The sequence below is a fragment of the Mesorhizobium sp. LjNodule214 genome, from assembly GCF_964252735.1.
In the GTDB taxonomy this organism is placed as follows: Bacteria; Pseudomonadota; Alphaproteobacteria; order Rhizobiales; family Rhizobiaceae; genus Mesorhizobium.
Map to the genome: position 1 here is coordinate 160,561 of NZ_CAXUPE020000003.1, position 21,523 is coordinate 182,083.

The following is a 21,523-nucleotide window of genomic DNA, read 5'->3' on the forward strand; positions in this document are numbered from 1 at the left end:
AGCTCTAGACTAGGAAGACTTGCTTCCTCAAACTGCTGCCTCGATTGGCTCGGCAAGCTTCGGGTTTGCGCGCGCAGCGATCAAGCAGCCGGCGACGATCAGGCATGCTCCTGCCAGCGTGGTCCAGGCTGCCGTCTCGCCGAAGAAGAACCAGCCAAGTGCGATCGCCCAGATGAAGGCCGAGTATTCCGTCGGGATCAGATATTGCGCTTCGGCGCGGGCGTAGGACCAGCTCATCAGGAATTGGCCGCAAAGTGACAGCGCTGTCACGCCGGCCAGGGGAAGCCAAAGATGGGTCGGCAAGGCGACGGCGAGCCACGGTGCGGCGCAGCCGAGGATAATTGCAATGGCAAGGCTCTGGAAGAACATGATCTCGATTGGCTTGGCCAACAGCGCCTGTTGCCGGGCAAGCACCAGATTGTAGCCGTAGAACACCGTCGACATCAGCACCGCTGCCGTGCCAAGCAGCGCATCCTGCGAATAGCTGTCCTGCCCAAACTGGCCGGCCATTATGATCACGACGCCCGCAATGCCGGCCATCGATGCCCAGATGGCCTGCCGCCGGATTCGTTCGCCCAGCAATAGCGCGGCGAGGAAAAGCGCGAACAAGGGCGCGACGAAGCTAAGCCCGATCGCCTCCGCGAGCGGCAGCCTCGCAAGCCCCCAGAAGAATGATATCAGAACGATACAGATAATCGCGGCGCGCAGCGCATGCAGCCTCAGCACCGAAATGGTTGGCTGCGAGCGCGGCCCTGCCGACCACCCTGCGCCCACGACTACAGTCGCGAGCATGCTGCGCCACAGCACCGTATTGTAGACGCCTATGGCGATGACCAGGGTCTTCATCGCAGCATCCATCACGGACAGGAGGAAGATCGCGAGCGCGCATACAAGCACCGGGATCATCGGGGAAACGGCGCCTGTCTGGCTGGATATCTTCACGGCTTCACTCATGTGACGGATTGCAGCCGATATCGTAGAGCAAGCGGCACCACCAGATGGCAGCCTCCTCGATATGGCGGTCCAACCGGAAGATGTCCGCCGCGCACACGATCGCCCGGCAGGACCGAAAGGCTGCCTCTGGCGCAGGCGAGCCTGACTGATGTTCGTTCCATTCCGCCGGCAAACGCCGGAACGCGTCGAGCGTTTCATCGTGGCGGCTGGCTTGATGGCGGAAAATTGAGGTCTGCATGCTGCCAACTGGCAACGAATGATGTGGCCGAACGTTGGGCAGAAGCGGCACCGAGAACCCGAAGGCGCGCGAGCCAGAAGATAGTCCGAGGTTGGTAAACCCAGAGGATTTCCCGCGTCTTGGCTCTACAGGCGATTGGATCGCCAGGGAGAAGGAAATGGCTGAAGGTCATACCAAACCAAGCGGGCCGGATCTGGTGCAGGGCATCGCATTCTCCGAGCTTCCCGATGGCGGAAAGCTGGTAGGTCATTGCGGCAACGAGCAGGTGCTGCTGGTGCGCCGTGGGACCGAGGTCTTCGCCATCGCGGCGACCTGCACACATTATGGCGGACCGCTCGTCGACGGTCTTGTGGTGGAGGATACCGTCCGGTGTCCCTGGCATCACGCATGCTTCGATTTGCGCACGGGCGAGGCCCTGCGCGCGCCTGCCTTCAATCAACTCGCCTGCTGGTCGGTGGAACTGCGCGACGATCGGATATTCGTGGGCGAGAAGCGCAAGCGGGCGGCACCGACCCAGCGCGGTGGCAGCGCCGGCCAGGTTCCGGAGAAAATCGTCATTGTCGGCGGCGGCGCGGCGGGTTTCGCAGCGGCCGAAAAGCTGCGGCGCGAACATTATCAAGGCAGCATCGTCATGTTCAGCTGCGATGCAGCGCCGCCGGTTGATCGGCCCAATCTTTCCAAGGATTACCTCGCCGGCAAAGCTCCGGAGGACTGGGTTCCACTTCGCGGAGAAAGCTTTTACTCAAAGAACGACATCGACCTGCGTCTCAATGCGAATGTCGCCACCATCGATGCACGCTCTGGCGAAGTTGTACTCGCCGATGGGGGGCGGACTCCCTTCGACAAGCTGCTGCTTGCGACCGGAGCCGAACCGGTCCGCCTGACCACCCCCGGCGCCGACCAGCCACACGTCCACACGCTGCGCTCGTTCGCAGATTGCAAGGCGATCATCGCACAAGCCATGACTGCACGCCGCGTCATCGTTCTTGGCGCCAGTTTCATTGGCCTGGAAGTTGCCGCGGCCCTGCGCTCGCGCGATATCGAAGTTCATGTCGTGGCGCCGGACAAACGGCCCATGGAGCGGATCCTGGGTCCGCAAATGGGCGACTTCATCCGCGTCCTCCATGAGGAGCATGGTGTCGTGTTCCATCTCGAGGACACCGCGAGCAGCATTGACGGCAGCACGGTGAAACTCAACAGCGGCAAAACATTGCCGGCGGACCTTGTTGTCGCCGGCATCGGCGTGAAACCGCGGATGGGGCTTGCCGAAGGGGCTGGGCTTGGCATCGACCGCGGTGTCGTGGTGAACGCGTTCCTGGAAACGAGCGCACCGGGGATCTTCGCGGCCGGCGACATTGCGCGCTGGCCAGATCCGCACAGTGGCGACAACATTCGGGTCGAACATTGGATCGTTGCCGAGAGGCAGGGGCAAACAGCGGCGCTCAACATGCTCGGCCATCGCGAGAAGTTCGTCGCCGTGCCGTTCTTTTGGAGCCAGCACTACGATGTTCCCATCAACTATGTCGGCCATGCCGGGCAATGGGACGAGATCGCGGTCGATGGTGACATTAGCGCCAGGGACTGCCTTTTGCGCTTCAAACGCGAAGGGCGCACACTGGCTGTCGCGTCGATATTCCGCGACATCGAGAGCCTGGAGGCCGAGCTGGATATGGAGCGTCGAATGACCTAGAGCAGTAGCGGACAATCCAATAAAAATCAGTAGCTTAGCTGAAATTCTAGTCCGGTACCACTGTTCCCCCGACATCGTCTTCGGGGGGTACATCTGCGATCAATTGTTGAGCAGGTCGAATTCCATCCGGAAGTCCGGATTGCGCCATTTGCGGACGTAGCGCTAGCAAGCTATGGCGAGTTGCGTGAACGCGCTCATTCCGGCAACGACGCCCGTAGAATACAGCGTCAGCGAGTTTGGTTTTCCGGCCGATCCGACCTAAGCTTCTACCGAGGCCGCCTACGGTCAATCATCAGAAATAGCGTAGCCACATCGCTTCGAGCGACTGCTGATTGGGAATATTGAATTTCCCGGAGCGGCAGAGGCGGCGGCGGGATGTAGTCTATGTCTCCGATGTCATACCGGAGGTGCGGCGCAAGGTCTGAAACGACACGCTCGTAACGGGCAGCTTCGCGGCTGTCGCGGATACGCTTTATTGTGTTGCGCGAAGCGATGGAGATCGCCTCCAGGAGCGGCCGCAAAGGGATCGGGAATGCAATCGGTGCGTCTTGATTGGTGTGCATCTTGAACGTCCTCTTCAACAAATCGAGGATGCCTTGCCTGATTTGTGAAGGGAAACGAGTTCCGCAAATGCGGTCGATGAGCGAGCTTGATGACCATGGGCATCCCGGTGGGTTTTGACCTCGATCTGCTCCGTAGCTTCGTCGCCATCGCGGAGGAACGAAGCTTTACCCGTGCAGCTGCCCGCGTCGGACGGACGCAGTCGGCAGTCTCCCTTCAGATGCAGCGGCTCGAAGGGGTTCTCGGTCAGACTGTGATCGTCCGAGGCAAGGGTGGCAGCGTCGAGCTGAACCCGGAGGGGCAGTATCTGCTCGGGCGAGCACGCGAGCTCCTCGCGCTCAATGACGACATCATGCAGTCGCTGCACGCCGCTCCGGTCCACGGCACCATCCGACTTGGCATTCCCGCGGAACTGTCGGCGCGCTTCCTGCCACGAATACTCGATCGCTTCTCGCATGCCGCGCCGGCGGTCGAGGTCGAGGTCGAAGTCGCGGCGTCCTGCTTGTTGGCTCTAAAGCTGAAGAGCGCCGAGCTCGACCTGGCCTTGCTGAAGGAGGGACTGGAGCCTCGACAGTGGCCCGCGGTGGAGGTCTGGCGCAGCCCGCTGAAGTGGATCACGTCGGACACGTACCGCCAGCATCTGCGCGATCCGCTGCCGCTGTCGATTTCGCCCGCCAATTGCCCGTGGCGCCCCGCCGAGTTCAACGAATGCCTGTGGCACGGCATGGTGATCAGGGCACTCGAGCACGGCGGACGCCGCTACCGCGTCATTTCGACCTCCGCGACGACGCAGGGGCAGATGGCGGCTGCGCAGGCCGGGCTGGCGGTAACGAACACGCTTGCCGACGACCGCCTGCCCGAGGGGCTGAGGATCGTGCGGGCAGATGAGGGGCTGCCCGAACTGCCTGAGTGCCGTTACCTCATGCTCAAGGCGCGTGAGCCGCGTCAGCCCGCCACGGACATGCTGGCGGCGCAGGTTCACGATGTCTTTGGCGGCATAGCGAACCTGGACACCTGACAGGAGCACGATGCATGCCTGCCGGCGGAGCTGGCGCTCGTGCATACCCAAGACCCACGCAATCACGACACCTCAGATGACCGCTTCGGGTCAGTAACGCTGGTTGCGGTGAGCGTCGGCTATCGGGCAGCGAAATGGGCTGATGAAGGGCGGCTTCGGGTCATTGGAAGACCTTCCGTCACCCCTACCTCAGCGCCACCACCTGCCTGAACACCGCCTTCTCCACCTCCGGCTCCAGCGACTCCGCAAACGGCGTCGCGAGATGATGCCGATCGCGGTAGGCCAGCTTGCCGTTGATGTACACGTGGCAAGTGGTGGCGTCGCAGAACTGGTCGGTCATGTCGATGTAGCTGGCGTTGGGCACCGAGCGCACGATGTCGCGCTCCACCGCGGCTGCCGCGTCGTTGGCGGCGTCGGTCCGCTTCTGGTCGCAGAGCGAGGGCGCTTCGCCCCGCCACAGCGCTCTAGCCACGCAGGTGTCGACATGTTCTTCGTTGAACGGCACGTCGCGGATGAAGGCGACTTTCAGCCCGGCCTGGCTGAACGCTGAAAGCGTAGCGCGCAGGCCGTCGCGCCACTGGGCGTCCTGGTCGTCGGGCACCTTGGCGTCGGGCGACATCTTGCGCGAACTCGCCAGCGCGATCTCCGAGATCACCACCAGGCTCGGCCGCGCCGCGATGATCTCCTTGATCGACTGCGCGCGCCATTGATCGCACTCGGTGTAGTCGCGCTTCAGCTTGGTCACCCACACCGTCAGCTGCGAGGCCCGGCAGGAGGATTTGAGGAAGGTGATCACCTTGGCATCGTTCTTCCTGGCCGCTGCGATCAGCGGCGTCGACCAGTGGTCGGCATGCGAATCGCCGAACAGCGCGATCGTGCGCGGCGCGTTCTTGTCGCCGAACTCGCAGGGCTTTGGCGTCACCGTCTCGTAGTCGAGCACGCAGCCGACCTTGGCACGCGCGGTGGAGGGGCGCGCCGCACTCTCGGCGATGCTGCGCTGCACCGGGTCGAGGTCGCTGACGGCGAGCCGCGCATTGGCATAGGCGGCTGCGACGCCGGTGCCGGTCAGGAGGACGGCCGGCACCAGCGCCCGCGCCGCATTGGCCATAAGCCAGCCATTGCGGCGGATCGGGTTCTCGATGACATGATAGGTGAAGAGGGATAGCGCCAAGGTCAGCGCCATGCAGCCGAGGCGCTGCAGCGGCGTCAGCTCGGGCACCAGCATCGCTGCATAGACGATCACCGGCCAGTGCCAGAGATAGAGCGAATAAGACAGCTTGCCGACCCATTGCAGCGGCGGCAGCGCAAGCGCTGCACTCGGGCCGGTGTTGGCGCGCAGCTCGGCATTGGCGGCACCTGCCAGCAGCAGCATCACCGTGCCGGCCACCGGCGCCAGCGCCATGAAGCCGGGGAAGGGCGCCTCCTCGGTGAAGCTGAGATAGGAGCCGGCAATCAGCGCCAGACCCAGCCACGCCAGTGGCGCGCCAAGCCGCGGGCGCTCACGCCAGAACGATGCCGGCACCATGGTGGCGAGACCGCCGGCGGCGAATTCCCAGGCGCGCAGCGGCGAGAAATAGAACGCCCAGGGCTGCGCCACAGTGGTCAGCCAGGCGCAGACGGCGAACGAGACGAGGCCGGCAAGGCCGATCACCAGCATCGCTGCGCGTTTGCCGGGGGCGAGCCACGCCGCCAGCATCAGCAGCGCCGGCCAGGCCAGATAGAACTGCTCCTCAACCGACAGCGACCAGAAATGGATGAATGGGTTGCTGGTCGCGTCCGCGGCGAAATAGTCGAACGACCAGCGGATCAGCCACAGATTGATCATGTAGGCCGAGGCGAACATGGCGCCCTTGGAATAGAGCGACTGCTCCTCCGGCGAGAGCACGAAGGCGCCGGCCACCAGCGTGGCGAGGATGACGAACAGCGATGCCGGCAAGAGTCGCCGCGCGCGCCGCGCGTAGAAGCGCCACAGGTTCAGCCGCCCGGTCTCGGTAATCTCGGTCAGCAGATGTTTTGTGATCAGATAGCCGGAGATGACGAAGAAGATGTCGACGCCGGTGAAGCCGCCGGGGAGTGACGTGAGCCCGAAGTGGAACGCGATCACGCCCACCACCGCCACGGCGCGCAAGCCTTCGATATCAGGCCGGAACGATGCTGACACGATTGTTGTACCTCGTGCTGGTGCATGACCCCGAACCAATGGTCCGCGCCGGCGAGAACAGCTCGCCGGGGATCACACGTGCTGCAGCGCCTCCGCGCGCATCGAACGCGCGGCGCCACAGCCGTTGACAGCCCGCCCGTGTCAAAGACTCGCGCCTACGGCCCGATACCGCAATGCAACATATTTAACGCAGTGCAACATAATTGGAGGTTTGCTCCCTTCTCCCCGTTCACGGGGGAAGGACGCTCTCACCGCCGCTTTCGCCAATCTCCGACATTTGCAGTCGGCCCCCGCGTTGCTCGCGCCCGCCGCATCGGCTATGCACCCGCCAGCCAATGCTGGCGCAAAACGGAGCCCGACCATGACCGACACCACCATCCTCAAATTCGGCGCCGTCGACGATGCCGAGGCCGGCGATCTCGCGGGCTGGGTGGTGGTCGAGGGCAAGCCGACGATGAAGACCGCCGTCCAGCACACCACCGCCGACGGCAAGGTGATGTCGGGCACCTGGCAGGCCACCCCCGGCACCTACCACGCCACCTACACAGACTATGAATTCGTGCACATGATCGCGGGCCGCATCATCATAACCCCCGACGGCGGCGCGCCGGTCGAGGTCGGTCCCGGCGACGCCTTCGTCGTCGAGGCCGATTTCAAGGGCACCTGGAAGATCGTCGAGCCGGTGACCAAGCATTTCGTCGTCAGGGTTGATTGAGCCAAGACCGCGCCGCAACTTGTCCGTCGGCGCCAGCCTTCTCCCTGCAAGCGGGGAGAAGGCTGGCGCACCACGGCTGCCGCGCCGGATTTGACGACGACGCCTGATCGTTCCGGCCGGCTCGTCATGCCCCATCAGCACAAGTTGCACGCCAGCTAATTATGCCGGATCATGTGCCCGCAGGGCGGAGGCATCGAGTGGCGGTCAATCGGCGAAACGGCGTACACCCGGCGGGTTCCGGGCTGGCGGGCATCCTGTCGGCGGCCAACGTGCATCCGCGCACCGCCTTGCCCACGGTCGCTTCCGCGGTGACGGCGGTCGCCGCCCTCTATTTCGGGCGCGAGGTCTTCCTGCCGATCGCCATCGCGCTGCTGCTCACCTTCGCGCTTGCCCCGATGGTCTCGGCGTTGAAGCGCATTGGCATTCCGCGCATGCCTGCCGTCATCGTCAGCGTGCTCGGCGCCTTCGCGGCGCTCGCTCTGTTCTCCGTCATCGTCGCCACCCAGGTCAGCGAACTGGCGCAGAACATCCCGACCTACCAGATCAACATCCTGACCAAGGTCCGCTCGCTCAAGGAGACCGGGGTCGGCGGCGGCATCGTTTCCAGACTGAGCCGCGTGATCGAGCGCGTCGGCCAGGAGATCGAACGCCAGGAGCCGCAGCTGCCATCCGCGGTCGAGACACCGAAACGCGAACCCCTGCCGGTCGAGATCGTCGCCCGCGAAAGGCCGCTCGAAGTGCTGCAGAACCTGGTCGGCCCGCTGATCAGCCCGCTGGCCTCGGCCGGCCTGATCGTCGTCGTCGTCATCTTCATGCTTTTGGAGCGGGAGGACCTGCGCGACCGCTTCATTCGCCTTGTCGGCTATGGCGACCTGCACCGAACGACGCAGGCACTGCAGGATGCCGGCACCAGGGTCGGCCAGTATCTGCTGATGCAGCTGGTGGTAAACATCGTCTACGCCGTGCCTATTGCCATCGGCCTCTGGATCCTGGGCATACCCAATGCGCTGCTGTGGGGCCTGCTGGCGCTGGCGCTGCGCTTCGTTCCCTATATCGGCCCGGTCATCGGCGCGCTGCTGCCTTTGTTCCTGGCGCTGGCCGTGGCGCCCGGCTGGTCGCTGCTCTTGTGGACCGCCGGCCTGTTCGTGGTGATGGAGCTTGTCACCGGCAACGTCATCGAACCCTGGCTGTACGGCTCGCGCACCGGGCTGTCGCCGCTCGCCATCATCGTCGCGGCGATCTTCTGGACCTGGCTCTGGGGACCGCTCGGCCTGGTCCTGTCGACGCCGCTCACCGTCTGCCTGGTCGTGCTCGGCCGGCACGTGCCGCAGTTCGAATTTCTCGACGTCCTGTTCGGCAACGAGCCGGTGCTCGAGCCGCATGCCCGGCTCTACCAGCGGCTGCTGGCGGGCGATCCCGACGAGGCCACCGACCATGCCGAGGAAATGCTTGAGGAGAAATATCTGGTCGACTTCTACGACAAGGTCGCCATTCCCGCCTTGCTGCTTGGCGAGCAGGACCGTGTCCGTGGCGTCATGGACGAGCAGCAGCGACAGCAGGTGGCGGCCAGCGCGTTGATGCTTGTCGCCAATCTCGACGACAGCGCACGCGAGGAAGCCGAGGAGGACGATGAGCCGGCCGTGGCCGACGAGGCTGCTGCGAACGGGGGCAAGGACACCGCCGGCGAGGCCGAGGCCGAACTGCCCGACGGCACCGGCATGTCGGTGCTGTGCGCCGGCGGGCGCGGCGAGCTTGACGATGCCGCCGCCGCCATGCTGGCGCAGGTGCTGGAAGTCCAGGGCGCGACGGTGTCGAAGGCAAGCTTTGCCGATATGGAGCCCGCCGGCATTCGCCGCCTCGAACTCGACGCCGTTGACAGCGTCGTGGTCGGCTTCCTCAACCGCGATTCCGTCAAGCACGCTCGTTTCCTGGTGCGCCGGCTGAAGCGCGCCAGGCCGGCGTTGCGGGTCGGCATCGTGTTCTGGTCGGAGGCCGGCAACAACGACAGCGAGGCAGCAGCCAAGCTGGCCGGCGATCTCAACGCCGATTTCGTCGCCTATGGCATGGTCGATGCCGGGCTGGGCGCGCTGACCGACGCGCCGCCGGTCAAGCTCAAGCTCGCCGCCAAGCGTCGCTTGCGGCGACGCCCGCCGGCGCGGAAGAAGGCGGCGCTCGCGGTAGCGAGCTGAGGCTCCCTCGGAGTTATTGCCGGGAGGCGAGCGAATGTCTGCGCGAAAATCGCCCCGCGGGCAATCAGGCCTTCTTCAAGAACTCGGTCTTCAACACCAGGCCCTTTACTTGCTTGGTGTTGCACTCGATCTCGCCGGGATTGCCGTTGAGGCGGATGTTCTTCACCAGCGTGCCGCGCTTGATCGTTTCCGACGTGCCCTTGACCTTGAGGTCCTTGATCAGGGTGACGGAATCGCCCTCGTTCAGCGGCGTGCCGTTGCTGTCTCTGGCGATCGCGTCGGTCATGTCTGGTCTTTCATCGGGTTCAGTGGAGGCGTCCGGCCTATCGCGCGGATGGCGGTGCGGTCAAGCGCACCACCTCACTCCGATATCAGCACCTTCGGCCTCGAGCCGGTGATCCGGTCGAGGCTGCCAAGCTCGCGCTTGAGGCTGCCGGGCATCGAGAGCCCGACCTTCCTGGCGGACAGGCGGCGTGACGCCCGTCGCAGGCGACCTACTGGAAATTGAGATACAGTGCCGGCGGATACTGCGATCCGTCGGTGGCCGGCGCCTTTGTGCCGGCGGGCGTGATGCCGCCCGTCGGCGTGTTGTCGAGCGGCGGCCGGCTTTCCTCGGTCGTGGGCGCCGTCGCGGCGGCGACTGGCGCCGTCTTGGCCTCCACCGTTTGCGACAGTGCAAGCACGACGAAGAGTGCGGATAGCGCGCGTTTCATGACAGGTTCCCCTTCCTTGTGTCCGCGACCAGGGTACCGGGTTGCCGAATTCATTCCTTGAAACCGGCGGCGTCGAGCAGGACGACCTGCTTTCCGTCGATGTAAAAGCGTATCGAATGCGCGTCGCCGTCGACTTCGATGCGCGTCGGCTGGATGCCAGGAGCAGGCTTGACATAGGTCGCTGCCGCGCGCGAGCTGATCCCCGCAGCTGCTCGCGATGGTCCGTTCGGCCCGAAGGTCAGGAACAGCACTATCGCGGCGCATCCAGCCGCAGCCGCGATAGAGGGCATTGTGGGAAAAGCAGTCCGGGACATCGATCCGTTCCTTCCTTGTTGAGTGCCGTGAAGGCTCAGTTTTCGCCGATTGCTCCAACTGAGCGTGTCACGGGTTCGACGAAGGAAGGGATGGCGTGCCCGCCCGCGCAAATGCGAGTTTGATGATGGTTCCCTTGCCCTCGATCAGCTTAGCGCTGGCCGCGGCGCCGAACAGGTCGGGTGTGCGGAACTTCGTGGAATTCTTTGGAATTCCAGGCATATTAGCATGTGGAAAAATACGGCGGCAGGAATTGGCCATCCGTGTTATGCGTGCAGCGGGCATTGAGGGGCAGTTGTATGGCACAGCATATCGCGCAGAAGCTGCGCCTCACGTCTGCATTGCTCGGGACCGTCAGCCGCAAGGATCTGGCGGCGGCATTCCGGCGCGTCAATCCGAAGACGGCCTTCGATCTCGGCCGCGCCGACAAATGGCTGCAGGGCCGCGCGCAGCCGCGTGATCACAGCGTCTATGACGATTGGGCCAAGCTCCTGCGGCTGGCACAGCCAGGCGTCTGGATCGCCGAGAGCGACCTGGCGAGCTTCACCGCCGAAATCTGCACCCAGCACGGCGTCGACAGGGCGGAGCTGGAGCGCCACGCCGGCGCTCAGTTCGAGACCTCGTCCACCCATGAAGAGCGCAGCCTCGTCTTCGCGCTCGCCGGAACCTACGCATGCTATTCGCGCGCCTGGTCGCCCTATTATCGCGGCCACTTCATCAAAGGCATCCTGTCGATCGAGGCAGGGCCTGGCCTGCATGGCCTGACCGCCACCTATCGTGAGGCCTTGCCGACCGGCCAGCTGGTGCTTGGCGGCCCGGTCACGCCGGCCAAGCGCGGTCTCTACGTGCATCTGAGGGAAGTTGGCGGCGATGCCCAGTTCTTCCTCAGCCTGTTCCCGCAGTCGCGGCCGGGAAGCGTGCTTGGCGGCTATATGTGCGGCACCGCCATCATCGGCCCGGAGGCGCAGCCGTCGCTGACAAGAATCCTCCTCGTGCATCTGCGCGACCTGGCGCCCGGCACCGCTTCGTGGGGCGGATACCTGCTGCCCGACCAGTCGATCACCGGGGATCTGGCATTGCTCGGCATGGCAATAGAGCAGCCGGAGCAGGTCGACCGGCAGCTCACGCGGTTCCTGGTTGGGGGCAGCGACGGCGGCGTCCACCAGATCCCGCCGATCGAGTTCCGCGCCATCCTCGACGTCTTCGATCGCCATTGGCTGAGCCACGCGGGCTAGGGGCGCCTCACGTCCAGAAATACCGTACCGTGTGAAAAAACACCGGGGCGGCGAAGACCAGGCTGTCGGCGCGATCCATCATGCCGCCATGGCCTTCGATCAGATGCCCCCAGTCCTTAACGCCCTGATCGCGCTTGATCGCCGAGGCGACAAGTCCGCCGAGAAATCCCATCAGGCAGGCGACGAGGGCGACGGCTGCGGCCTGCAGCGGCGAGAACGGCGTCAGGAACGACAGCAGCGCGCCGAGCAGGCTCGATGCCGCGAGCCCGCCGAGCAGCCCTTCCCAGGTTTTTGAGGGCGAGACGGCCGGCGACAGCAGGTGTTTTCCGAACAGCTTGCCGAAAATGTACTGCAGCACGTCGCTGCCTTGCACGGTGATGATCAGGAAGGCGATCAGCAAGAGGCTGCGGCCCTCGAAGCCGGGTACGTTGAGCGTCAGCAGCGCCGGCACGTGGCTGACGCAGTAGACCGAGATCATCACCGCCCATTGCTGCGCCGAGACGCGCTCGAGGAAGCGCTCGGTGTCGCCGTTAAGCGCGGTGATCGCCGGCATCAGCAGGAAGCAGTAGACCGGGATGAAGATGGTGAAGAGCCCGTACCAGGCGGTCCACACCAGCCAGTACTGGAACGGGATGATGATGCCGAACATGCCGAGCAGCACCCAGTGGTCGCTGCGCCGGCTGTGCGTCAGCGTCACGAATTCGCGCAGTGCGGCAAACGAGATCAGCGCGAACAGGATGGTCATGCCGGTGCGGCCGAAGAAGAAGGCGACGGTGATCGCCACCACCATCACCCACCAGGCATTGATGCGCTGGGTGAGGTTGACCAGCGTCGAGGATAGCGGCTTCGGCGCCCGCCACGACAATATGCCGGCGACGAGGCTGGCCGTGGTCAGCACGCCGACCAGGCCGATCACCAGGATCATGGTTTCATGCATCGGCGGCAATGGCATCAGTCGTCTCGATCCGGGCGGGGGTTGAGCGCAAGCAGCGTCTGACGGGCGCGCTCGAGGAAGGCGCGGCGGTCCTCGCCAGGCGCGATGGTCACAGCCGGGCCGAAGACGACGCGGCAGAGCAGCGGCACCGGCAGGAACTGACCCTTGGGCAGCACGCGCGACATGTTCTCGATCCAGCACGGGATCAACTCGACCTCCGGTCGCGCCATCGACAGATTGTAGAGGCCGGAGCGGAACGGCAGCAGAGGCTCGTCCGATGTGTTGCGGGTGCCTTCGGGAAAGAGGATCAGCGAATGGCCCTGGTCGAGCACCGAGAGCATGATCGAGATCGGGTTCTGCGCCTCGTCGGTCCACTGCCGGTGGATCAGCACGGACGACAGCATGTCCTCGGCGATGTAGCGGCGCAGCCGCGACTTGCCCCAGTACTCCGCCGCCGCCACCGCATGGGTGCGGGCCCGCACCTTTTCGCTGAGGCAGGCCGAGAGCAGGATGAAGTCGCCATGGCTGGCATGGTTGGCGAAGTAGATGCGCTGCCGCTCCGACGGCTGGCTGCCGTTCCAGATCGGCCGCACCCCCGTCACCACCCAGGCCAGCGCCGACAGGCCGACCGAGGTCACCGTCTGCAGCAGGGTAAACGTGTTGGCGCGCAGGTGGAGCTTGGTCATCGAAGGGCTCATAGGAATGCCGCCACGAGCGACGCCGCCGCAAACAGGGCAAAGGCGATGCGCTGCTTCATCAGCAGGCGGCGCGTGCCCGCCATGCGCTGGTCGAGCGAGCGGGTAGCGGCAGGCGCCGGCTTCAGCCGCATGCGCGCCAGCACATCGTCGACCGCCGCTCCGCCGGCTGCTTCATTGTCGTGACTTGCCATCAGCCGGAACAGCAGCGCGTCGAACAGGATGAGCGTGGAGAAGGCGAGGGTGGCCAGGGCGCCCACCGCCGCCACGAACCAGGCCGCTGCTGACAGCGGCATCGCCTGCGGCCCGGTCGTCAACCCGATAACGGGCGTGGCAAGCAGGCAAGCCGCGATCACCAGCAGCGGCCACGCCGCCTGCACCATCAGCCCAGCGGCGAAGGCGCCGGCCTTGTCCTGATAGGCATTGCTGGTCATGCCGCTTCGTCCACCCCGGTATGAATGTGCACCGGACGGCCGGATGCCGCGAGCAATTTCCGTGCTTGTGCTGCCGTGTGCGAGCGGCCGGTGGCGACCAGCCATCCGGCGACGACGCCGGCGCTACGCTGGAAACCGAGCGCGCAGCAGACCAGCACCGTGCCGTGCTTGCGCGCCGCCTCGATTGCAGGCATGGCTTCGGCAAGCCTGTCTGCAGGCGGCGCCACGAGGTCGAGCATGGCAAGGCTGGTCCAGCGGCAGGAACTACCGCGCGGTCGTTCCAGTTCGGCGGCGAGGTCAACGACCGTGCCGAAGCCACTGGCTTCGCGAGTCGTCGGAAAGCGGCCAAGGAACACGCCGTCGCTGACCGCCACATGCGCCGGCAGTTTTCGTGTCCACGCCCACAGATTGATCCGGGCGCCGAGCCGGTAAGGCCAGAGCACGATGCGGCTGGCCAGCGGCACAGTGCCGTCGGTGGCCTTCTGGAACACTTTGACCCCGGCTCCGGCATAGGCGAAAGCGACGATGGCCAACGTCAAAGCCGGCCACAAAAGGATCAGCGCGACGGCCGAGACGAAAGCACCCAAAGCAGCACCCGCCAGTGCCAGAGCCGCGCCCAGCGCATAAAACCGCGCCAGCCGCCTGGCCTTCTGGTCGGCGGTCAGGCGGAAGCCGGCGAAAGGCAATTCGCCCTTGGCCGGGAACAGCCACAGCGCAAAAAAGCCGAGCAGCGCCCCGGTCGGGATATCGATGAAATGATGCTGCCAGGTTGTCAGGACCGAAGCGCCGATCAGGAAACACCAGACGTGCCAGACGACGCCGGTGATGCCGCTCAATCTTTGACGCCAGTGGTCCCAGATGATCACCAGCAGCGCGATGTGCAGCGACGGCGCCTGGTTGAACGGCTTGTCGAAGCCGCCGAGCACCGCAAACAGGAAACCGGGCAGGCCAGAGGTTTCGGGCCGCACGAAGGTCGCCTTCAGCGGGAACAGGATGAAGCAGGTGACGGCGACGAACTGCGCCGTCAGATAGCGGCCGGCAAGGCGGTCGACGCCGTTCTTCGTATCGTTGAGCAGCAGTGACAGGCCGTAGAACAGATTGATCGACCAGTAAGGCACGATCGTCCAGGCCATGAACGGGATGTCGCGCTCCCACCAGAAGACGATGCTGCCGACATCGTCGCGCCGCGACGCCAGCCAGTTGGCGAAGCCATAGGTTGAGTAGAACAGCGGCGCCAGCAGTGCCAGCCAAAGCGCGGCCCTGAGCAGGATGGCGCCGAATGGATCTTTCAGCCGCTCGGCCGCAATGGGGGCAGGGGCAGGGTCTGCGGCAGGCACGGCCATGCTCAGACGCGCCGCGCGACCGAGACGGTGAAGATGCCCCATTGGTCGATGCGCTGGTCGATCTTCTCGAAGCCGGCAGCCGCCACCAACTGGTCCATCTCGCCCTGCGAGCGCCGCCGCATCACCCAGGCTTGGCCGCCGCGATGCGAAGTCAGGCTGCGCGCAATCATCTCCAACTGTGGGTGCCAGGGCTGGTTGGTGTAGATCAGCAGGCCGCCGGGCTGCATGGCGCTGGCCAGTCCGCCGAGCGAACGCGCGATCATCGCATTGTCGGCAAACAGTTCGTAGAGCCCGGAGACGATGGCAAGGTCCGGCGCGGGCTTGATGGCGGCCAGCATTTTTGCGTCGAAGGCGTCGGCCTTGCGGAAAGAGACGCTGGTCGGCAAATTCCGGTCGGCGATCAGCTTCGAGCCCAGCCCGACATTGATGTCGGAATAATCCTGCAGCCGCACGCTCGCCGGCGGCTCGGCGCATTTGGCGACGGCGTCGAGCACGTAGCGGCCATGGCCGGCGGCGATGTCGACGATGTTGACGGGGCGGCCGGCCGCCTTGAGCGCTGCGACAGCATTACCGATCAGCTCTTCCAGGTGGAGCTTGCGCTGGCGGATGCCGCGCCAGCCGATGGCGTCGAGGAAGGTGCGGTCGATCATGCGGCCGATGAAGCCGATGCCGCGCGCCTCGTTCTCATAGACATAGTCGAGCGTCGAGCCGGAATCGAAGCCGGTGGCGATGCCTGTCTTCATGCCGGGCGACAGCCAGGCGCCCATGCGGATCGAGGCGCGGCTCATGGCCCAGTAGAGGCCCTTGGGCGACAGCAAGGGCAGCGGCGAAGCAAGGTGGTCGGCCTCGTCGCGCGTGTAGCCGGCGCGGTCGGCGCCGGTCAGGTCTATCGCCTTCTCCGGCGCCACGAACTGTTTTTCCAGGAACGGCCGGATAAGGTCGAGCGCCATCTTGCGGTCGCGCTCGCCCAGCGTGTCGTGGAAGAAGCCGGGCAGCACATGCCGCTCCTTGGCGGGGCTCACCAGGTTGACGAAGAACTCGTGCTGCGGTCCGTGCCGTACCACCCAGTCGGCGCCGGAGATCAGGAGCTGCGTCGGCACGGTGATCGCGCGGGCGTCGGAAACGATGCGCGCGGCATGGGCGTAAAGCTCAACCAGGATGTTGGAGGCGATCGGCCGCGTGATCAGCGGATCGGCTTCGAAGGAGGCGATGCGCTCGGCATCATGCGTCAGCAACTTCGCCTTGACGTAGGAATTGACGAAGAAGCGGCCCTTGAGCTTCTGCCACAACGCGATGCCCTCCTTGGCGAAGGGCACGTAGAGCTTGACCGAAAAGGCCGGCGAGGCCACCACCATCGCGCGGATGTCGGGCGCATAGTCATGCACCCAGGCGGCGGTCAGCACGGCGCCGAAGGATTGCGCGATCAGCGCTATGTCGCGCTGGGTAAAGCCATCCCTGCCGATCTCGCGCACGAAACAGTCGATGTCGCGCACCAGTGCGGCAAAGGACGGCGCATAGCCGCGCTCGCCGGCCGAGCGGCCATTGCCGCGCGCGTCCCAGGCGTAGAAGGCATGGCCGGGCATGGCCAGTTCGTCGACCAGATGCGCCATGCGTCCGCCATGCTCGTGGCCGCGATGGAACAGCAGGATAGCGCCCTTGGCGGGTTCCCCGACGGCCGGCCAGTAGCGATAGAAGATCTCCGTGCCGTCATGGGTCCTGAAAGTCCGCTCCTCGGCCACCCGCTTCCCGTCGGCGACAGTGATGTTCTGTTCGTGAAGCATGGCGGTCCCCTCGATGCTGGTCATCGGTCGCCTCTAAGGCCGCTGCGTATCCGGTTGATGGCGGTCGCCAGCGACAGTGTAGCCATGGCCGGAAACACAAAGGGTGTAAGGGCTTGCACCCACAGCCCGCAGGCGATGAGGACGCCGATAACACCGAGTGCCAGCGCCCGGTCGCTCTTGCCGAACGGGCCGGCATAGTTGCGGCCCGTGCCGGCCGCGACGCCGAGCACGCCGGCATATTCAACGATGATCGCGGCAATCGCGAAGGCGCCGACGCCCCAGACAGGGAAGGCGACGGCGAAGGCGAGGATCAACGCCAGGTCCGAAACAACGTCGCAGAGTTCGTTGAGATACATGCCGAGCCTGGAGGCTTGCCCATGCTCCCGGGCGAGCATGCCGTCGATGGCGTTGAGCGCCATGCGCGCGAACAGCACCGCCGGCATCAGCAGGAACACCGCGCGGTGGCTGGCAAAGGCAGCGACTACAAGGCCGGTGGCGACAGAGACTGCGGCAGCAAGAAGCGTGATCTGGTTGGCGGTAACGCCGGTTCTTGCCAGCCAGTCGGCAAACGGCCTCAGCCTCGCCTGGAAGGCCGGTTTCAACGCATAGAGCGTCGGCATCTGCGATTCCCCAACCCGTGCCTCAATCCGGCGAAGATGGTCAATCGGCGGACAAGACGCAAGGGGCGGCGCTACGCTGTCTTCTGTACCGTTGCGGCGCCGGAAATCACGGCGCCGTGGCTGTCGAACATCGCGGCGGCGCAAATGTAAGCATACTCGTACTTTAGCGAATGCTTGACAAAGCGGGCGCCGCGGCGTCACTTTCGCCGATCGTTTCTGGCAGAGGGGATGCCGATGAAAAAGGCCTACAGCAAGCCGACGCTGGCCCGGCGCGAAAGGCTGTCCGCTGTGACGGCAGGCGCGCCCGTTTCAGACGCCAACCCTAAGGCTTGATCGAGGCTTGAGTTTCCCGCGAGGGAGAAGGCTGGCCAGGAGCGGGCGGAACACTGCGCAAGTGCCCGCCCGTCCGGCGCCGCCGCCAATGCTGTTGAAACCCCGTCCGTCCCCAACAGCCACGGATATGGCGTGACCCGTAACCGTGCGAATATCCATTGGCGGTGCCGCCTGTCAACGCCGCCTGGTGGGGGCTGAAACAGAGGATTTTCGGTCTCTAGGCAGCCGCCTGGGGCGCCATGCGATCGCGCTATTGCTGGCATTGAGGATCCGGAAAAGCCGGTTTTCCGGGCTTTTCGGCGGTTGCAGGGAACGTTGCGTCAGCCCTGATCCAGGCGCTTGAACCGGTTTACTTTTCGCTGGCCGGCGCGCTCCGCGCCGGGCTTTTCAACCTGACTTTTTTTGGGTGTATTTTCCCGGCGGCTCCCTTTGGCGTCCTTCGCCGCCGGGACCTTGGGTTGCCACTGCCGCAAAGCCCCTGCGCTGGCGCACCGAAGACAGAAATGGCGGTCCGGAGCCCGCCATTTCCGAACAATGTCCCGCTGCAACAAGCGCTCAGTTGGCGCCGCCCAGCTTCTTGGTCATGGCGCAGAAGTCGTTGTGCTCCTTGGCGATTCCCTCGTCGCTGCATTCCTTCGACATGGCGGTACGATCTTCCTCGCTCATGGCCATCCAGGACGCCTTGAACTCGGCATCCGGCTTCATGGTCTTCATGCCGCTATCCGTGAAGAAGGGGGTCATCTTCTCCGGGCTGTCGAGCGTGCCGGCCAGCGCCGCGCCGCTCACCATCGAAAGCGCCATCGCGCCCATGCAAAGCACCTTTATGTTCATGGTAAATTCCTCCGGTTTGAAAAGGATCGTCCAGGTTGCGATCGCAGGGAAGAAACGAGTTGTATGAAGAAAAGTTTCGAATATTTTAGAGGCTTTGCAAATGTATGCGCTCTGGAATATGGTATTTATGAAATAGATTCTGAAATACGATCCAGATATGTTGAGATAACGATAGTTATTGGTGGACTGAGCTCCTCTCGTGGTCGGGGAGACCTGAAGCAGACTGGTGGCGATACTTCACAACATAAACGAGACGGGCGGGAATAAGTTTCTCGCGATGCTGCGGGGAGGCGCAAATTACAGCCTCTCACGTCACCAAACGATGCGCGGGGCAAAAAGCCAGCCAGCTTAAGTGCGGCAACGCCGGCCCGATGGCGGGTGGTCATCCCCTGACGATTTGGGTGATGAACGAAAATCGAGGCAAATCCTTAGGAATAAGTTAGCTTATTCATGATTGCTTATATGGCCATGCTGCTGCTTCTGCATACCTTTTCGACCTTTGTCTCCCGCTGCCTGCGCGCCGACGCAGGCGGCAACGTCGCCGTCGTTTTCGCGCTGACTTTGCCGGTCGTTGTCGGCGGGGCGGGGCTCGGCGTCGAGACGTCCTACTGGTACTATTCGAGCCTGAAGCTGCAGGCGACGGCGGACGCCGCCGCCTATGCCGGTGCGCTCGAGAAGATCACGGGATCCGACACCGCGGCGATCACGACGGCCGCCACCCAGTCGGCCACCTCGAACGGACTAGGCACCGGCACCATCGTCGTCCACACGCCGCCCACCTCGGGGCCGAACACGGCCAACAAGGCGGTCGAGGTGATCCTCAACCGGAACCTTGACCGGATCTTCACCTCGATCTTCGTTCAGGGGCAGGTTCCCGAAAGGGCGAGGGCGGTGGCGCTCATCACCGATGGCGCCTATGCCTGCAACATAGCGCTCAATGTGTCGGCCTCGCAGGCGGTGCTCTTTTCCGGCAACACCAGCCCCAAGCAGACCGGCTGCGTCACCATGTCGAATTCGATCGCCAGCGATGCCATCAAGCTTCAGGGCTCGGCGACCCTCCAGACTGACTGCCTGATATCGGTTGGCGGCGTTTCGCTTGGCAACACACCCACGATGGTCTGCAAGGCCCCGATTACCCAGGCCTTGCCTGCGGCCGATCCCTTCTCCAGCCTGCCGACGCCCACGGCCTCGAACCCGTGCAAGAACGTCAACGGCAACAAAACCTCGCAAACGCTCCAGCCTGGCACCTATTGCAGCGGCATGACCCTCAACGGCGACGTCACGCTTTCTCCGGGTGTCTATGTCGTGGAGGGCAGTTTGAAGGTCAACGCCAACGCGGTCGTCTCCGGAACCGGCGTGACCATCTTCATGTCCGGCAGCAACACCGTCAGCATGAACGGCAATGCCACGGTGACGCTGAGCGCGCCGACCTCGGGCACCTATTCCGGCATGCTGTTCTACGGCGACAGGACGGGGACCGCGGCGGAGAGCACCTTCAACGGCACCGCGAATTCGCTTTTGACCGGGGCCATCTATTTCCCCAGGCAGCAGGTCAACTATCTCGGCAATTTCTCGGGCATTAATGGCTGCACCCAGGTGGTTGCGGACACGATCCAGTGGTCCGGCAGTACGACCATCAAGCAGGACTGTTCGAGCCTTGGAATGAAGAATATTCCGGCTGCCCAAGCCGTGCAGATCGTCGAGTAGCGGTATGGGGCCATTCGCGATCCGCTTCCGCAAGAACCGCTCCGGCGCCGCCGCGGTGGAATTCGCGATCGTGCTGCCGGTGCTGTGCACCGTGCTCTTCGGCATCGCCGACGGCTGGTCCTACGTCACAAGTTCGCTGGCAATGCGGGCTGGCGTGAAGACGGCGGCGAACCTGGTGATGGCCGGCGCCACCGACGACAACGCCATCCAGGCCGCGGCGGTGGCAAGCTGGGAAAAGAAACCGGACGATGCGGCGGTCACGGTTACCCGCAGCTACAAGTGCGGAACGACCGTTGTCACTTCGACGACCACCTGCGCGGGCCCGAAGGTGTCTTCGGTCTTCGTCCAGATCCAGGCGTCGGGCACCTGGGTTCCGCCTTTCACCTTCGGCGTCTTCCCGGGCAACAGCGCGATTTCCCATCAGCAGGTGGTCCGTGTCCGCTAAACAGAGAGCCAGGGCGTTTGCCGGCGATGCCTCGGGCGGCGCCGCTTTCGAATTCGCGCTGATCGCGCCTTTCCTGATCATGCTCCTGTTCGGCATCTTCGCCTTCGGCTGGTCGATGAACAACATGTCCAGCGTGCGCTACGCGCTCGAGGCGTCCGCGCGCTCCCTGCAGCTCAACAACACGATGACCGAGTCCCAGATCCAGGCGATCGCGAAACAGAAGCTTGAGGCGCTCGGCCTGAAGAACGTCAGCGTCACGATCACCACCGATCTGGCGAGCGGCGGCTTCAAGATGGCGCATGTCAACGCCAGCTATGCCTTCGTCATCGAATTTCCCTACTTCGACCAGTACCCCATCAACTACACGACAACCGTCACCGTGCCGCTGGTTGCCTCGTAGGAGGCGCGAGGCGGCCAGGCCTCGGCCGATCTAGCGGCAACCCGGTGTTTCAATCCCCATCGTCGGAAGAAGCCTTACCGCACCCGGCCAGCACCTTGCCGATGGAAGCTGGTCGCCACCCGATTCAACCACGAACAGCGCTTGCGCCGCCTCACGCCAATTTCAGCCGAATTTCGGCCGCGGATCATGACAGCGAGGCAGGCTTCGGCCAGCG

At 64.3% G+C, this 21,523-nt stretch carries 22 protein-coding genes; 8 read left to right on the forward strand and 14 right to left on the reverse strand.

What is annotated here, in order from left to right:
• Window positions 1-27: 27 nt before the first annotated feature.
• Complete coding sequence (locus tag ACSQ3Z_RS25885) at window positions 28-954, reverse strand: DMT family transporter (RefSeq protein ID WP_436174142.1); 927 nt, start codon at window positions 952-954, stop codon at window positions 28-30.
• Window positions 947-1,192 (reverse strand): hypothetical protein, encoded by a 246-nt coding sequence (locus ACSQ3Z_RS25890; RefSeq protein WP_436174143.1) that lies wholly within the window; start codon window positions 1,190-1,192, stop codon window positions 947-949. Before ACSQ3Z_RS25890 ends, ACSQ3Z_RS25885 begins: the two co-directional genes overlap by 8 nt.
• Window positions 1,193-1,349: 157 nt before the next feature.
• Between ACSQ3Z_RS25890 and ACSQ3Z_RS25895 the strand changes: the two genes are divergently transcribed.
• Together ACSQ3Z_RS25895 and ACSQ3Z_RS25900 are read left to right on the forward strand one after the other, a co-directional pair.
• Window positions 1,350-2,882, forward strand: a complete 1,533-nt coding sequence (locus ACSQ3Z_RS25895; protein ID WP_436175140.1) for an FAD-dependent oxidoreductase — start codon at window positions 1,350-1,352, stop codon at window positions 2,880-2,882.
• A gap of 652 nt (window positions 2,883-3,534) precedes the next feature.
• Window positions 3,535-4,461 carry a LysR family transcriptional regulator gene (locus ACSQ3Z_RS25900; RefSeq protein WP_436174144.1) on the forward strand — a complete coding sequence of 309 codons (927 nt, stop codon included), beginning with the start codon at window positions 3,535-3,537 and terminating at the stop codon, window positions 4,459-4,461.
• A 184-nt stretch (window positions 4,462-4,645) separates the two neighbouring features.
• Here the strand turns inward: ACSQ3Z_RS25900 and ACSQ3Z_RS25905 are convergent, their stop codons facing one another.
• Window positions 4,646-6,622 (reverse strand): acyltransferase family protein, encoded by a 1,977-nt coding sequence (locus ACSQ3Z_RS25905; protein WP_436174145.1) that lies wholly within the window; start codon window positions 6,620-6,622, stop codon window positions 4,646-4,648.
• 361 nt (window positions 6,623-6,983) lie between these two features.
• On the opposite strand from ACSQ3Z_RS25905, the gene ACSQ3Z_RS25910 reads away from it, so the two are divergent.
• Window positions 6,984-7,337, forward strand: a complete 354-nt coding sequence (locus ACSQ3Z_RS25910; protein ID WP_436174146.1) for a cupin domain-containing protein — start codon at window positions 6,984-6,986, stop codon at window positions 7,335-7,337.
• Window positions 7,338-7,534: 197 nt separating this feature from the next.
• Window positions 7,535-9,526 carry an AI-2E family transporter gene (locus tag ACSQ3Z_RS25915; RefSeq protein ID WP_436174147.1) on the forward strand — a complete coding sequence of 664 codons (1,992 nt, stop codon included), beginning with the start codon at window positions 7,535-7,537 and terminating at the stop codon, window positions 9,524-9,526.
• Between the two features lie 64 nt (window positions 9,527-9,590).
• Here the strand turns inward: ACSQ3Z_RS25915 and ACSQ3Z_RS25920 are convergent, their stop codons facing one another.
• From ACSQ3Z_RS25920 to ACSQ3Z_RS25935, 4 genes are all read right to left on the reverse strand, one after another.
• Window positions 9,591-9,812 carry an alkylphosphonate utilization protein gene (locus ACSQ3Z_RS25920; RefSeq protein WP_436174148.1) on the reverse strand — a complete coding sequence of 74 codons (222 nt, stop codon included), beginning with the start codon at window positions 9,810-9,812 and terminating at the stop codon, window positions 9,591-9,593.
• A 208-nt stretch (window positions 9,813-10,020) separates the two neighbouring features.
• The gene (locus ACSQ3Z_RS25925) at window positions 10,021-10,239 is read right to left on the reverse strand and encodes a hypothetical protein (protein WP_436174149.1); all 219 of its coding nucleotides are present in this window, start codon (window positions 10,237-10,239) and stop codon (window positions 10,021-10,023) included.
• A 50-nt stretch (window positions 10,240-10,289) separates the two neighbouring features.
• On the reverse strand, window positions 10,290-10,553 hold the full coding sequence (locus tag ACSQ3Z_RS25930; protein WP_436174150.1) for a hypothetical protein: 264 nt from the start codon (window positions 10,551-10,553) through the stop codon (window positions 10,290-10,292).
• A 67-nt stretch (window positions 10,554-10,620) separates the two neighbouring features.
• Entirely contained in the window at window positions 10,621-10,812 is a 192-nt protein-coding gene (locus ACSQ3Z_RS25935) for a hypothetical protein (protein ID WP_436174151.1), read from the reverse strand.
• A 38-nt stretch (window positions 10,813-10,850) separates the two neighbouring features.
• On the opposite strand from ACSQ3Z_RS25935, the gene ACSQ3Z_RS25940 reads away from it, so the two are divergent.
• Window positions 10,851-11,786, forward strand: a complete 936-nt coding sequence (locus ACSQ3Z_RS25940; protein WP_436174152.1) for a hypothetical protein — start codon at window positions 10,851-10,853, stop codon at window positions 11,784-11,786.
• Window positions 11,787-11,793: 7 nt separating this feature from the next.
• Here the strand turns inward: ACSQ3Z_RS25940 and ACSQ3Z_RS25945 are convergent, their stop codons facing one another.
• The 7 genes from ACSQ3Z_RS25945 to ACSQ3Z_RS25975 form a co-directional block, all read right to left on the reverse strand.
• Window positions 11,794-12,723 carry a phosphatidate cytidylyltransferase gene (locus ACSQ3Z_RS25945; RefSeq protein ID WP_436175141.1) on the reverse strand — a complete coding sequence of 310 codons (930 nt, stop codon included), beginning with the start codon at window positions 12,721-12,723 and terminating at the stop codon, window positions 11,794-11,796.
• Window positions 12,724-12,737: 14 nt separating this feature from the next.
• The gene (locus ACSQ3Z_RS25950) at window positions 12,738-13,406 is read right to left on the reverse strand and encodes a lysophospholipid acyltransferase family protein (RefSeq protein WP_436174153.1); all 669 of its coding nucleotides are present in this window, start codon (window positions 13,404-13,406) and stop codon (window positions 12,738-12,740) included.
• Window positions 13,407-13,414: 8 nt separating this feature from the next.
• Window positions 13,415-13,849, reverse strand: a complete 435-nt coding sequence (locus ACSQ3Z_RS25955; protein WP_436174154.1) for a hypothetical protein — start codon at window positions 13,847-13,849, stop codon at window positions 13,415-13,417.
• Window positions 13,846-15,192, reverse strand: coding sequence for a phosphatase PAP2/dual specificity phosphatase family protein (locus ACSQ3Z_RS25960; RefSeq protein WP_436174155.1), 1,347 nt, complete (start codon window positions 15,190-15,192; stop codon window positions 13,846-13,848). Before ACSQ3Z_RS25960 ends, ACSQ3Z_RS25955 begins: the two co-directional genes overlap by 4 nt.
• Window positions 15,193-15,194: 2 nt before the next feature.
• Window positions 15,195-16,973, reverse strand: coding sequence for a bifunctional alpha/beta hydrolase/class I SAM-dependent methyltransferase (locus ACSQ3Z_RS25965; RefSeq protein ID WP_436175142.1), 1,779 nt, complete (start codon window positions 16,971-16,973; stop codon window positions 15,195-15,197).
• A gap of 20 nt (window positions 16,974-16,993) precedes the next feature.
• Complete coding sequence (locus tag ACSQ3Z_RS25970) at window positions 16,994-17,593, reverse strand: CDP-alcohol phosphatidyltransferase family protein (protein WP_436174156.1); 600 nt, start codon at window positions 17,591-17,593, stop codon at window positions 16,994-16,996.
• Between the two features lie 888 nt (window positions 17,594-18,481).
• On the reverse strand, window positions 18,482-18,757 hold the full coding sequence (locus ACSQ3Z_RS25975; RefSeq protein ID WP_436174157.1) for a hypothetical protein: 276 nt from the start codon (window positions 18,755-18,757) through the stop codon (window positions 18,482-18,484).
• Between the two features lie 450 nt (window positions 18,758-19,207).
• Between ACSQ3Z_RS25975 and ACSQ3Z_RS25980 the strand changes: the two genes are divergently transcribed.
• The 3 genes from ACSQ3Z_RS25980 to ACSQ3Z_RS25990 are packed head-to-tail and all read left to right on the forward strand — an operon-like array spanning window position 19,208 to window position 21,309.
• Window positions 19,208-20,464, forward strand: coding sequence for a pilus assembly protein TadG-related protein (locus tag ACSQ3Z_RS25980; protein WP_436174158.1), 1,257 nt, complete (start codon window positions 19,208-19,210; stop codon window positions 20,462-20,464).
• A gap of 4 nt (window positions 20,465-20,468) precedes the next feature.
• Window positions 20,469-20,909: a TadE/TadG family type IV pilus assembly protein gene (locus ACSQ3Z_RS25985; RefSeq protein ID WP_436174159.1), complete on the forward strand. Its 441-nt coding sequence runs from the start codon at window positions 20,469-20,471 to the stop codon at window positions 20,907-20,909.
• On the forward strand, window positions 20,899-21,309 hold the full coding sequence (locus tag ACSQ3Z_RS25990; RefSeq protein WP_436174160.1) for a TadE/TadG family type IV pilus assembly protein: 411 nt from the start codon (window positions 20,899-20,901) through the stop codon (window positions 21,307-21,309). The genes ACSQ3Z_RS25985 and ACSQ3Z_RS25990 overlap by 11 nt, the downstream gene beginning before the upstream one ends.
• Window positions 21,310-21,523 lie beyond the last annotated feature (214 nt).